This window comes from Micromonospora sp. NBRC 110037 (assembly GCF_001652995.1).
GTDB lineage: Bacteria > Actinomycetota > Actinomycetes > Mycobacteriales > Micromonosporaceae > Micromonospora > Micromonospora chalcea.
Genome location: NZ_BBVA01000005.1, coordinates 1 through 12278 on the forward strand (window position 1 = coordinate 1; position 12278 = coordinate 12278).

The 12278-nt window shown below is 68.7% G+C and carries 12 protein-coding genes and 1 pseudogene; 7 read left to right on the top strand and 6 right to left on the bottom strand.

Annotation, left to right across the window (positions count from 1 at the left end):
- Positions 1 to 212, top strand: a 212-nt coding sequence (locus A4R25_RS16315) for a winged helix-turn-helix domain-containing protein (RefSeq protein ID WP_197494917.1), incomplete at its 5' end; no start/stop codon positions are given.
- Positions 191 to 799, top strand: a complete 609-nt coding sequence (locus A4R25_RS30670) for a transposase (RefSeq protein WP_157539088.1) — start codon at positions 191 to 193, stop codon at positions 797 to 799. The genes A4R25_RS16315 and A4R25_RS30670, both read left to right, overlap by 22 nt.
- A gap of 16 nt (positions 800 to 815) precedes the next feature.
- Here A4R25_RS30670 and A4R25_RS16325 read toward each other — a convergent pair whose 3' ends face one another.
- Complete coding sequence (locus tag A4R25_RS16325) at positions 816 to 1049, bottom strand: hypothetical protein (RefSeq protein WP_064447273.1); 234 nt, start codon at positions 1047 to 1049, stop codon at positions 816 to 818.
- 107 nt (positions 1050 to 1156) lie between these two features.
- On the bottom strand, positions 1157 to 1822 hold the full coding sequence (locus tag A4R25_RS16330) for an NAD(P)-dependent oxidoreductase (RefSeq protein ID WP_052166232.1): 666 nt from the start codon (positions 1820 to 1822) through the stop codon (positions 1157 to 1159).
- 194 nt (positions 1823 to 2016) lie between these two features.
- On the opposite strand from A4R25_RS16330, the gene A4R25_RS16335 reads away from it, so the two are divergent.
- Complete coding sequence (locus A4R25_RS16335; protein ID WP_064447274.1) at positions 2017 to 2466, top strand: MarR family winged helix-turn-helix transcriptional regulator; 450 nt, start codon at positions 2017 to 2019, stop codon at positions 2464 to 2466.
- 179 nt (positions 2467 to 2645) lie between these two features.
- Complete coding sequence (locus A4R25_RS16340; RefSeq protein ID WP_043325459.1) at positions 2646 to 3455, top strand: SigB/SigF/SigG family RNA polymerase sigma factor; 810 nt, start codon at positions 2646 to 2648, stop codon at positions 3453 to 3455.
- Between the two features lie 30 nt (positions 3456 to 3485).
- Here the strand turns inward: A4R25_RS16340 and A4R25_RS16345 are convergent, their stop codons facing one another.
- From A4R25_RS16345 to A4R25_RS16355, 3 genes and pseudogenes are all read right to left on the bottom strand, one after another.
- Complete coding sequence (locus A4R25_RS16345; protein WP_051611149.1) at positions 3486 to 4742, bottom strand: PP2C family protein-serine/threonine phosphatase; 1257 nt, start codon at positions 4740 to 4742, stop codon at positions 3486 to 3488.
- A gap of 345 nt (positions 4743 to 5087) precedes the next feature.
- Positions 5088 to 5381 carry a hypothetical protein gene (locus tag A4R25_RS16350; protein ID WP_030275400.1) on the bottom strand — a complete coding sequence of 98 codons (294 nt, stop codon included), beginning with the start codon at positions 5379 to 5381 and terminating at the stop codon, positions 5088 to 5090.
- Positions 5382 to 5522: 141 nt separating this feature from the next.
- Positions 5523 to 6271, bottom strand: a pseudogene (locus A4R25_RS16355) (ABC transporter ATP-binding protein).
- Between the two features lie 1106 nt (positions 6272 to 7377).
- Here A4R25_RS16355 and A4R25_RS30675 point away from each other — a divergent pair.
- Positions 7378 to 7881 carry a DUF892 family protein gene (locus A4R25_RS30675; protein WP_140946589.1) on the top strand — a complete coding sequence of 168 codons (504 nt, stop codon included), beginning with the start codon at positions 7378 to 7380 and terminating at the stop codon, positions 7879 to 7881.
- 180 nt (positions 7882 to 8061) lie between these two features.
- Positions 8062 to 8460 carry a glyoxalase/bleomycin resistance/extradiol dioxygenase family protein gene (locus tag A4R25_RS16360; protein ID WP_223201181.1) on the top strand — a complete coding sequence of 133 codons (399 nt, stop codon included), beginning with the start codon at positions 8062 to 8064 and terminating at the stop codon, positions 8458 to 8460.
- Between the two features lie 57 nt (positions 8461 to 8517).
- Here A4R25_RS16360 and A4R25_RS16365 read toward each other — a convergent pair whose 3' ends face one another.
- A complete protein-coding gene (locus tag A4R25_RS16365) occupies positions 8518 to 9177 on the bottom strand; it encodes a DUF1345 domain-containing protein (RefSeq protein WP_197494918.1) in 660 nt (219 codons plus the stop codon).
- Between the two features lie 532 nt (positions 9178 to 9709).
- Between A4R25_RS16365 and A4R25_RS16370 the strand changes: the two genes are divergently transcribed.
- Positions 9710 to 12187: an ATP-dependent Clp protease ATP-binding subunit gene (locus A4R25_RS16370; protein WP_064447275.1), complete on the top strand. Its 2478-nt coding sequence runs from the start codon at positions 9710 to 9712 to the stop codon at positions 12185 to 12187.
- Positions 12188 to 12278 lie beyond the last annotated feature (91 nt).

Consider the following 12278-nt stretch of genomic DNA (forward strand, 5'->3'; position numbering starts at 1 on the left):
TGCACGGCTGGGACGATGCCCGCTGGACCCTCGCGCGGGTGGCCGAGGTGATCGAGCGCCGCTTCGGCGTCTCCTACACGCTGCGCGGGGTGTCCTATCTGCTGCATCGCATCGGGTACAGCCAGCAGGTTCCCACTCGTCGGGCGATCGAACGCGATCCCGAAACGATCACCGGCTGGCATCGCGGGCGGTGGCCGTCGGTAAGAGGTTAGCGGCGGCGCAAGGCGCCTGGATCTGCTTCCAGGACGAGGCAGGCCAGGTCCTGCGACCGCCGGTGACCAAGACGTGGGCCCGGCGGGGGCACACGCCGGTGGTCGAGGTATCCGGCAAGGGCTCCGGCCGGGTCTCGATCGCCGGCCTGGTCTGCCTCAAGCCCGGACAGCGAGGCCGGTTGATGTGGCGAACCCGGCTGCACCGTGGTCGTACAGGCGAACGCGGTAGCTTCAGCGAGGACGACTACATCGCCTTCCTCGACCAGACCCACCAGCGTCTACAGGCACCGATGGTGCTGATCTGGGACAACCTGAACACCCACGTCAGCCGCCGCATGCAGGCCCTGATCGCCACTCGGCCGTGGCTGACCGTGATCCGGTTACCCGCCTACGCTCCGGACCTCAACCCCACCGAAGGCGTCTGGCGCTGGATGAAACGCGGCCTGACCAACACCGCCGCCCGCGGTGTCGACCACCTCGCCCAACTGGTCAAACGTCGACTACGCGCGTGTCAGCAACAGACCGATCTCCTCGCCGGCTTCTTCGCCAGCACCGGCATGACCCTCGAACCCGAGCCACCGAGATAGCTCGAACCTTGGCCTTTCAACCTCTGTAGCCGTCGTCGGTTCCACTGCTGCCATCAGAACGCGCCGCGATGCGGATAACCCTGTCTAGTGCCCGGTCGCCGGTGAGGAGAACGGCACACACGACGGCGATCGTCCCTGGGATGAAGACGAGCAGGTCATCGACGTCGAGCAGCGCGGCCAGCTCGTACGCGGCGTCGGCCCACTCCGGGACGTTCCGGTCCGCAATGCCTCTCGTCTGAGGGTCCTGCACGCGAACGCCCTGAGCGGGCTGAAACCTTGACGGCCCGCTCGATCGAACGGTAGAGGATCGCCGGCGCACCCTCTGGCCCACAGGACCCGCCAGCAAGGCCACCTGGCCTAGTACTCCAGCCGCACCTGGTGAAGTTGGAGTCTTCGCTGGTAGTGGGCTGTTCTGGCGCGGTACTGGTGTCGTCGTCGCCATCGTGACCATCGATGGATGTAGTCGAACGGTCGGGTGCTGGTCTGGCTCGTCGATTCGCTCGCATGGTGCTCGACTCGGCCCGTCGCCGGGCCGTCCGTGAGGCGGGGCAGCCGGACGAGGGTCCAGTCCAGGGCGCTGGCCCGCCATACGGCGAGCTCGGCGGGCTTGTCCGCGACGAGTGGGCCGCCGAGCTTGTTGATCAACCAGCTGATGACCTTGTCGCGGCGGGACTTGCGGTCACCCGGCACGTCGACACCGGCGCCACTGATGCCGACGAAGCGGTTCACGCCGGCGTCCCGCATGACGTCAACCAGTGCTCTCGCGGCGTCGGTGTGCAGATCGGCCTCCTTGTCGGTCGGCCCGAGCGCGGAGATGACCACGTCGCAGCCGTCGACGAGCCGCCGGAGTGCCTCGACGTCGCGCACGTCCCCGCGAATCACCCGCGCGTCGGCGTCGTCGGCGGCGCGGCCGAGCCTGCCAGGATCCCGAACCAGAACTGTGACCCGGTGGCCGCGATCGGTGAGGACGTCCAGCACCAGCCGGTTGGTGCGTCCGGTGCCGCCGATGAGGGCGATGTTCATGACGGGCTCCTGGTTGTCCAGTGGTGGCGCTCACGGTGCGCGAACGGCGGGCGGATGCGCCGACGCCGCGGCAGCCGCGACGTCGGCCGCCCGAAGGTGCCGCACCACCACCGATCCCACAGTGCCGGTAGCACCGGTCACGAGAATCCGATCCATCGCGCACCTCCTCGGTCCAACGTGTGTATCGCACACACATGTCCTCTCGTCCGGCTGAAGACCCGGATCTCGTAGCGGTCGACGAGGCGCTGCTCCGGCTGCGCCGTTTCTTCCGGACACCGGCGGCCATCGAGCACGACAATCGATCCGTCGACCTGTCCACTCTGCTGGTGGTCACGGCGATCGCAGCGGAGCCGGCCGGAGAGGCATCCGTCGGTCAGATCGCCACCGCGTTGGAGGTTGCACCTTCGACTGCCAGTCGCCTGGTCGGTCGCGCCGAGACCTGCGGCGTGGTGGTGCGGTTGGCGGGTCGGGTCGACGCTCGGCAGAGTCTGGTGCGCCTCACCCCCGACGGCGTCGCCCTGCACGAGCGGGCCCGGACGTTCCGGCACGCCCGTCTGCGTGCGGCGACGGCAGGCTTCACGACCGAGGAGAAGCACCAGTTCGCCCGTCTGCTGACCAGATTCGCCGCCGGAGCGGGCAGTTGAGGCGCGAAGCGGTCAATCTGTGAACTCGTGAGGCGCCGCCGGTGGGGGAAATCCGCTTTGATGCTTATGGCAGGTTTTGTACATCAGCTGATCGGTTGATTCTTGCTGTCGTGTCGTCTATGGTTCGTTCACCATCGGTGCTTGGGGCGCCAGTTCGCACGAAGGCGGGGAAGGGCAGCATGACCACGATGACCATGGCATCGACCGCTACCGAGGTGCATCGCGCGTCGCAGACCGGCGAGGAGAGCCGCGCCAGTGAGCTGATCGCGGCGCTCGCCGCGCTGCCCGCCGGCCACCCGCAGCGGGCCGCCCTGCGCAACCAGGTCATCGAGGCGTGGCTGCCGCTGGCGAACCACCTGGCCGCCCGCTACAGCGGGCGCGGCGAGCCGGCCGGCGACCTCGCGCAGACCGCCGCGCTGGGCCTGATCAAGGCGGTAGACCGGTTCGACGCCTCGCGCGGCGTCGACTTCGCCGGCTTCGCCATCCCGACGATCCTCGGCGAGATCAAGCGGCACTTCCGCGACCGCACCTGGAACATCCGGGTTCCGCGCCGCCTGCAGGAGCTGCGGCTGCGCATCTCCGAGGCCAACAGCACGCTGACCCAGACGCTCAACCGGGCCCCGACCGTCGCCGACATCGCCGCCCACCTCGACGTCACCGAGGAAGAGGTGCTCGAAGGCCTGGAAGGCGCCCGCGCCTACAACGCGGTGTCGCTGTCCACCCCGATCGGCGACGGCGACAGCGCCACCGAGCTGGGCGACACCCTCGGCGCCGAGGACAACGAGTACGAGCTGGCCGACCTGCGCGCCTCCCTCGGCCCGGCGCTCGCCACGCTCGACGAGCGGGAGCAGAAGATCCTCACGCTGCGCTTCTACGGCAACCTGACCCAGAGCGAGATCGCCGCCCGGGTCGGTGTCTCCCAGATGCACGTGTCCCGGCTGCTCGCCCGCGCCCTGACCAAGCTGCGCGGCCAGCTCACCGAGGTCTGAGCAGAGCAGTGTGGGCTGCGCCCGCGCCCTTCACCGATCAGGGCCGATCGGCGCGGCGTCCGCCCCGGCGGGCCAGGTCAGGTAGAGCAGGGCCGTGTCATCGCTGTGCCGGCCGTCGTCGCTGCGTCTGATCTTGTCGAGCAGGGCGGTGAGAAAGTCGCCCGGTTCCGTGACGGTGCTCAGCGTGGCGGCGAGTTCTATGAAGCGTTCCTCGCCGAGGCGGGTCCCGTCCTCGCTGAACCCCTCGTAGACGCCGTCGGTGTACAGCAGCAGACCTGCGCCCGCCGGGAGCGTGACGACCGACTCCTGCCAGCGACCTCGCCCGGGGAACATGCCCAGCCCGAGATGGTGGCGGATCGGCGCGGGGTCGGCCGAGCCGGGCGTGATCACCAGTGGCGCGGGGTGACCGGCGCTCACGATGATCACCTGCGAGCGGTCTGGGACGACGCGGATGGTGCAGGCGGTCGCGAACATCGACTCACGTGGCCGCTCGGCGACGAGCACCTGTTCCAGCAGCCGCATCCGGGCGGCCTTCTCCACCCCGGCCAGGGTGAGGGTGCGCCACCCGACGCGTAGGCCGACGCCGATGGCTGCCTCATCCGGACCGTTGCCGCAGACGTCACCGATGACGGCGTGGAGCGTGTGATCCTCGTCCTGCACCAGGTCGAAGAAGTCACCGCCGAGCAGTGACCGTCCCCGTCCCGGCACGTATCTGCTGACGACCGCCAGCGCGGGGTCGGTGACCAGTGGCGTAGGGAGCAGGCCGCGTTGCAGCCGCGTGTTCTCGCTGGCCTGCATCCGGCTGTCGCGTAGCTGCCGCTCCGTCACCACGGCCCGTCGGCGCTGAATGGCGTACTGGATCGTGCGGCCCAGGAGCGCGCCGTCGATGTGACCCTTGACCAGGTAGTCCTGTGCTCCGGCGGCGACAGCCGCCGTTCTGGTGGCCGCGTCGTCCAGGCCGGTGAGCACCACCACTGCCGCGTCCGGCCATCGGTGCAGCACCCGGCCGAGCGCCTCCAGCCCCTGGCAGTCGGGCAGGTGCAGGTCGAGCAGCACGCAGTCCGGCGTCGTCGGCGCGGCCGCGGCCTCTTTCAGGCTGCTCGCCTGGGTGAACCGGTTGCTGATTCCGCTGTCGCTCAGCAGCTCCCGGGTGAGCAACGCATCACCGGGGTCATCCTCGATGAGAAGGACCGCCGGCTCCGCGGTTGTCGGCGACGACGCCGGATTCGCCAGCCCCGACGGCATGCCGGTGGGCGGCACCGTCGGCAGGTCGGCGTCACTGATCACGACAGATCCTCTCTCCGGCCGCGACCGTCACGCGGACGGTGACGCCGACACGATGCACCATCCACCTGTTGTGTAAACCTGTCGATTATCACCTGCCCGCACGAGCCGGGTAGGACAGCGTCGCCTCGCCCGCCCGTGGGGCGCCTCTCCAGGCCACGGGCCCGCCGGGACGAGTCATCGGTGCGGCCGGTGGCGGTGCGGTGCCGGCCAGGTGAGGCAGGCCGGGCCTCGCGGTGAGGGGCGGTCAGGCGGACCGGTCGAGGGAGATCTCCGCCCAGACCACTTTGCCGGGCTCGCCGTGCGGGGTGGTTCTCGTGCCCCAGTTGCGCGCCATCGCGTCGACGATTAGCAGGCCACGACCGCCGATGCGGTGCGGGTCCGGCTCGAAGCGACGCAGTGGTCGATCGGAGTCGTCGAAAACCTCGATCCGGATCGCGTCCGACTGCGGGTCAACTCGACCCTGCCCCCGGCACCGGTGTGCCTGATGACGTTGTGCACGAGTTCCGTGATGACGGTGAGCGCGTCGTCGGTGACGTGCGTGGCCTGCCAGCCGACGAGGACCTCCCGGACGGCCCGGCGGACCGGCGCGCTGTCCGCACCACCGCCGAAGGGCATCCGCACTGAGTCCATGCCGATCACCTACCCGCTCGACCGAACCCGTACCGTAGTCGATCACCCTCGCTGAGGTGAACCATCTTATGGGGTGTCGTAACTGGTGCCGGCGCGACGCGGCAGGACGCCGGGGCGTAACGCAGGACGTGGAGATGCGCCGCTGTCGGCCTACGACTGCGCGGCCCGGATGTGGTGACGGCCCATCGGTAGCATCAGCGGCTTGCCGGAGACCGGATCGGGATGACCTGGCTGTCCAGGCCGAAGACGGCGCGGACGCAGTCCTCGGTCAGCACATCGGTCGGCGCACCTGCTGCGTGCAGGCCGCCGTCGGCGAGGGCGATGAGGTGATCTGCGTAGCGGGCCGCCATGTTCAGATCGTGCAGGACCATCACGATCGTGCTGCCGCGAGTGAGGTTCAGGTCGGTGAGCAGGTCCAACACCTCGACCTGGTGGCTGACGTCGAGAAAGGTGGTCGGCTCGTCGAGTAGCAGCAGCTCGGTCTGCTGGGCCAGCGCCATGGCGATCCACACCCGTTGACGCTGCCCCCCGGAGAGCTCGTCGATCGACCGGTCGGCCAGGTCGGCGATGTGGGTGGCGTCGAGGGCGGCGGCCACCGCCCGGTCGTCGTCCCTGCTCCATCGTGACAGCAGGCGTTGGTGCGGGTTGCGGCCCCGGCCGACCAGGTCGGCCACGGTGCTGCCCTCGGGCGCGATCGGTGACTGGGGGAGCAGGCCGAGCGTTCGGGCCAGCTCCTTGGCCGGCATCCTGTGTACTTCGCGGCCGTCCAGCATGACGTGGCCGGTTCGCGGGGCGAGTAGCCGCGACATCGACCGCAGCAGCGTCGATTCCCCGCACGCGTTGGCACCGACGATCGCGGTGATCCGGCCGGGCGGGACGAGCAGATCGAGTGATTCGATGACGACGCGGCCGCCCTAGCCGACGGTCAGTTTCTCGACCGTCAGTGAATGGTCGGTGGTCACAGCGAGCCTCCCGCGCGGTTCGTGCGGACGAGCAGATAGATGAGGTACGGGGCGCCGAGAACGCCGGTGATCACACCCACCGGCGCGAGACGCCGAAGCGTTCGGCGACCTTCGTCACGGACAGGCCAGCTTCAACTTCCAGACTGCGCGATAGCGCTGCCCGGTCACACTCAACTCCACCAGCACTCGGCGGAGTGTCACCCATCAAGTGAAGCCACCGTGCAACGCATCAACCGGAGTCGGACAGACGTGCCGACGTGCCGACGTGCCGACGACGTGCCAACGACGTGCCGACGATGTCCCGACAACGATGTCCCGACGAGGCTGTTCAAAGTTTCTGTACGTCTTCAAGGCGGCCCGCAACGGGCCGTACGCGCCGCCGCCTGGGCGCGCGCCGGCCGCTGCCGCTGTCGCTCTGCGGCCGTCACGCCTGACGCCCGGCGGCTGGCGCGGACAGCGGGGAGCCCCGGAGCCGCCACAGACGGGATAGCGGGGAGAGTGGTGGAGGTTCTCGCCAGCAGCCGGCCGCGCCGCGCCTGAGCAGCGCGGCGAAGGGAGGGCGTCGGGTCCGCGCGGCAAGCTCCAAGCTTGGGGGCGGTGTCCGCGCGAAGGCATGTCGGTCGTCCAGGAGCCGGCTTCGCAGCCGTGCAGGGTCAGGTCAACTGCTCACCTGGGAGGGGGAGGGGTGGTCGCTGGTGGTCAGCTCCGACCCCGGAAGCCGGGTCCGTGCCGGGCAAGGTTGGGTCAACTGCGCCACTGTGGCGATGTCCGCCGGGGGCGCGGTCCGTGACACGAGAGCCGACTCAGTCTGTTCCGACAGCGTCCGTACGCGCGTCAAGGCCCGCTTGACGTGGCGGGCCGGGCGGCGGCCCGCTCCCCAGGAGGGGCGGGTCGATGGCAGACAGGGATGGCTCATTCATCCTTCTCGGCCGCTCGTTCGACATGCGCAAATTTACACCCTTCCTGCTGGCTTGCCTGCCGCGTTTTGGTGGTTTCTGAACGGGTAGGCCGTGGCGGCTCGCCAGCGAGGTCAGGAGGAGCGCATGGCGATTAATACGACGCGTGACCTGTTCATCTATGAGCTAGGCATACTAGGTGAAATGGAGATATCCGGGCGGCGGGTTCTCGACTTCTTGGCCCATCGAGTTAGTGACGATCTCAGGCAGATCGTACGGCGCAAGCAACAGGAATGTATGCAGTGGAATCACAACATCAACTCCTGCGCCAAGGCATTCGGCACCTCCCCGCTTTCAACCCGGTCCGACGCTGTTGAAGGCATGTATGGGCAATTTGAAAGCTTCGTACGCACAAACCCCTCAGTCGGCCTCGTTGATCAATTCGCAGTCGATACTCTGATTCGGTTCCTATACCTCACCATTGCGGCACACAAGACCCTTTTTGATTGGGCGATTATTATGGGTGAGGCCCAGTGTGTGCAGTATCTACACGCCAACCTCGTCCAGAAGCAGGAGAGTGCGGCTGAAATTGAACGGTACGGCCACGAATTGGGCGTACGACTCCTAACCCCCGTCGCTCGGCCCGCGTGAGCTTACGTCGGGCACCACAGGGGCTACCAGCCTCCGGAGACAGGGAGGCTGGAAGGTCTGCAGCCGTCCGATGAGGAGGTCATCCTCTCGCTCTTGCCTGTGATCATCCTGTCCACATGCCGGCTAGGCGGGGACGCCGGCCAGCCAGTTTTAGGCCCCCCTCTGAGTGGTGAGCCTCCGGTGCGGGTCGGGTTGCGGGTCGAGGACGTGGGCGCGGCTGCGTCGTTTTACGAAGGCTTCGGTTTCGTACCGGTCGGAACCGTGCCGGGTCGGGATGGCAAGGTGCTGATGGCTATCCTGCGCCGGGGTCCATTGCAGCTGCTGGTCGATGCGTTAGTGGGCATGCCGTTTCCCGACAGTGCGCGGGAGCGTCAGACGTTGGCAGGGCCGCGCGGTCTGGGCATGGTCATCGGCATCGAGGTAGAAGACGTTGATGAGATGGCCCGGAGTTGCCGCATCGCGGGCTGCGTGATCGGGGCTGGCCCACTGGATGCTGCGTGGGGCGAGCGGTACGTCGAGGTCGAGGACCCATACGGGTATGCCTGGAAGTTCTTTCATGTGCTGCGGGGTGGGTCATGACTGACCAAGGTTGGTGACCAGGTTGACGGCGACGGCCAGGGTGCCGGTTCCGAAGGTTTACGAGAGCAGTGCGTGCCCGAGCGCGATCCGGCGCATGTGGTTACTCGTCGGTTCGTTCTCGCCCGGGGCATAGGACATGCCGACCGTGAAGGCGATGTACGCGAAGTCGGCGTACGCCGGTGGATCTCCCCGCTTGAAGTCGATGCCACCGCCGTCGCGGTAGCACAGCCGGGCGTACTTCAACGCGAAGACCGTGTTCACCAGCGCCCACGCCAGGACCACCGCGATGACGCTGAGGATCACCAGCGTGACTGCCACTGCGTCATGCTGGTTCGAGGCGCGCACGAGCGCCTCGGCCACGGCGGCGAGACTGGCAACGGACGCGATCAGGATCGCCGAGTCGGTGGAACGGGAGTGCTGCTCCGCCTCGGCAAGCTGCTCGGTACGCTTCGGGCTCGCCGACCAGCAGGCCCGCCACACCCAAACGAGGATCGTGCCCGCCGCGATCGTCCAGACCACCAGCGGCGTCAGCTCCGGCGCCCCGACGAGCGCGGTGGCCGTGCCGGCGACGACACCGGCGGCCAACGACCACAGCGCACGCCTGACGGACAGCAGGCGTCCCGGCGCACGTCCCGATCGCTGCTCCACCCGTTCAGCGTTCCGGATCAACCGGGCCGGCCAGCGGAAACCCGGAGCCATCACCGGATCGGGCCGCATCGAGGGTGGGGCGGGGTGGCCGGTGTGCTGCGGGGAGGGTTCCTCATCCGCGACCGCAAGTACACCGCCGCCTTTCGATCACGCCTTCGCCGCCCGAACTCGGCGGAGATGTCTGGGGCGCAAGACGGCGGAGAGCGTGGTGCTGTCGGAACACTGAGCGCAATTCGGTCCCCCGCCGATGGCCAAACTCGGACGCCTGCCGGACGCCTGGGTCAAGTCCACCGGTAACAACGCAGCGCTCGTGAGGGCAGACCGCAGGGTCCGCGGGTACCGGGGTCCCGCGCCTCCCGGCCTGCCGGTCAAGGCGCCGATCCGATGGTGGGCAGGCCGCAGGCGCCGACGGGGCCCAGCGCCTGGGACGCTCCGGTGCGACCTCCGCGACAACCACCCTCAGTGGCTGCCCTGCACCCGCAGCGAGTACAAACCCTGGCCTCCCCAGAAACCCATAAAGGCCAACCCTGTGGGCGAAAGGTGCGTAGCGTTCAGGTGGGCCTGTGCCGAGGACCCACCCCACCGGCAGAAAGGGTATGAGATGTCGCTCGACGCGTTCCGCATCCCTGGCGGCTCCTTGGACGACTTGATCAGTCGGTTCTTCGGCGGAGACCCGTTCGCGGGACGTCCGGTGGAGCGGGTCGACCTGTCCCGGCTGCTCTCCACCGAGTCGCGGCAACTGCTGCAACGGGCAGCCGAGCAGGCTACGGAGTGGGGCAGCCCGTACCTCAATGTCGAGCACCTGCTGTGGGCCGCAGCCCAGGCCGACCCCACCCGCCGGATGCTCGGCGCGAGCGGCGCCGACCCCGACGACCTGGCCCGCCAGATAGAGTCGGCCGTCCCCAAGGGCAGGCCACGCGAGGACACGCCTCCGCTCGCGCCGGCGGCGAAGCGCGCCCTGCTCGACGCGCACCGCGAGTCGCGACGGTCCGGCGCGACGTACATCGGCCCCGAACACCTCCTGCTCGGCATCGCCGCGAACCCGGAGACGACCGCGGGCCGGGCGTTGCGGGCGCTCGGTGGGGCCGTCACCGGGCCCACGCCGCCGGCGGGCGGTGCCGACGGGCGCGGAGCCAGCAGCACCCCCACCCTTGACCAGTACGGGCGGGACCTCACCGAGGACGCCCGGGCCGGTCGGCTCGATCCGGTCGTCGGCCGTGATGACGAGATCGACGACACGATCGAAGTGCTCTCCCGGCGTACGAAGAACAATCCGGTGCTCACCGGCGAGCCGGGCGTCGGCAAGACGGCGATCGTCGAGGGCATCGCGCAGCGCATCGTCAACGACGAGGTGCCCGAAACCCTGGCCAACCGGCGTGTGGTCGCACTCGACCTGTCCGGGATGGTGGCGGGCACCAAGTACCGCGGTGAGTTCGAAGAGCGCCTGAAGAACGTGATCCAGGAGGTGACGTCGGGCGAGGACGGGCTGATCCTCTTCATCGACGAACTGCACACCGTTGTCGGCGCGGGCGGCGGTGGCGAGGGGGCGATGGATGCCGGCAACATGCTCAAGCCCGCCCTGGCCCGCGGCGAACTGCACGTGGTCGGTGCGACGACACTGAACGAGTACCGTCGCTACATCGAGAAGGATCCTGCGCTGGAGCGCCGGTTCCAGCCGATCCTGGTGTCGGAGCCGAGCGTGGAGGACACCGTCGCGATCCTCAAGGGCATACGTGACCGGTACGAGGCGCACCATCAGGTGCGCTACACGGACGAAGCGCTGGACGCCGCGGCTGAACTGTCCCACCGTTACATCACCGACCGGTTTCTGCCGGACAAGGCCATCGACCTGCTCGACCAGGCGGGGGCCCGGGTCCGGCTTCGTTCCCGCACCCCGGCTCCGGACAAGAAGGAGATCGAAAGGCGGCTGTCCCAGCTGCGCCGGGAGAAGGACAGCGCGGTGGCGAACGAGGATTATCAACGCGCGGGTGCGCTGAAAGCCGAGATCGGTGCGGCAGAGCGGGATCTGGCGGCGGCGCAGGAGGGCACGCCTCCGGTGCCCGAGGTGCATATGAGCGACATCGCCGAGGTGGTCAGCCGCCGTACCGGTGTTCCCGTCACCCAGCTCACGGAGGTGGAGAAGCAGAGGCTGAGGCGCATCGAGGAGCAACTGCACGAGCGCGTGGTCGGCCAGCACGAGGCCGTACGGGCTGTGGCGGCCGCCGTACGCCGATCGCGTTCCGGGCTGAGTGACCCCCAGCGACCCGACGGGTCGTTCCTCTTCCTCGGACCCACCGGCGTCGGCAAGACTGAACTGGCCAGAGCCCTCGCCGCGGCGCTCTTCGGCGACGAGTCCAGCATGATCCGCTTCGACATGAGCGAGTTCCAGGAGCAGCACACGGTCAGCCGGCTGGTCGGAGCGCCCCCGGGCTACGTCGGGTACGAGGAGGCCGGTCAGCTCACCGAGGCGGTCCGGCGCCGGCCATACTCGGTGCTGCTCTTCGACGAGGTGGAGAAGGCGCATGCGGATGTGTTCAACGCGCTGCTGCAGGTGCTCGACGACGGTCGCCTCACCGACGCGCAGGGTCGCACGGTCGATTTCAGCAACACCATCCTGATCATGACGAGCAACATCGGCGCGGACCGCATTCTGGCCGCGCAGGAGGCAGGGCGTCCGGTCAACGACCAGCGCGAGGAACTGATGGGGCTGCTGGGGCAGCGGTTCCGGCCGGAGTTCCTCAACCGGATCGACGAGATCATCGTCTTCACCGGCCTGGACCGGGACCAGCTCCTTGAGATCACCGGCCTGCTGCTGGACCGCACCCGCCGTCGGTTGCACGCACAGGACATCGACCTTGAGGTCAGCCCGGACGCCGTGCAGTGGCTGGCCAACCGGGGCTACCAGCCCGAGTACGGGGCGCGGCCACTGCGGCGCAGCATCCAGCGCGAGTTGGAAGACCGGCTGTCGACCCTGCTGCTCGATGACGGGGCGAATCCGGGCGACACCATCGAGGTCAACGTCGTCGGCGGCGAGCTCGACCTCTCGGTCCGGCCCGCCGCCGTACCGGCTGGCACGTGACACCCGACGAGCAGCTCGGCGAGCCGTCGCGGTGTGTCCCGGGGGCTCCGCCCCGGCGAGTTGTTGCAGCAGATCATCCAAACCGCGGCCG

What these genes read in the sequence shown, in the direction of transcription:
- A4R25_RS30675 (WP_140946589.1), top strand. Translation starts at nt 7,378, where the DNA reads ATGGCGATTAATACGACGCGTGACCTGTTCATCTATGAGCTAGGCATA.
- A4R25_RS16330 (WP_052166232.1), bottom strand. Translation starts at nt 1,822, where the DNA reads ATGAACATCGCCCTCATCGGCGGCACCGGACGCACCAACCGGCTGGTG.
- A4R25_RS16365 (WP_197494918.1), bottom strand. Translation starts at nt 9,177, where the DNA reads ATGCGGCCCGATCCGGTGATGGCTCCGGGTTTCCGCTGGCCGGCCCGG.
- A4R25_RS16340 (WP_043325459.1), top strand. Translation starts at nt 2,646, where the DNA reads ATGACCACGATGACCATGGCATCGACCGCTACCGAGGTGCATCGCGCG.
- A4R25_RS16335 (WP_064447274.1), top strand. Translation starts at nt 2,017, where the DNA reads ATGTCCTCTCGTCCGGCTGAAGACCCGGATCTCGTAGCGGTCGACGAG.
- A4R25_RS16370 (WP_064447275.1), top strand. Translation starts at nt 9,710, where the DNA reads ATGTCGCTCGACGCGTTCCGCATCCCTGGCGGCTCCTTGGACGACTTG.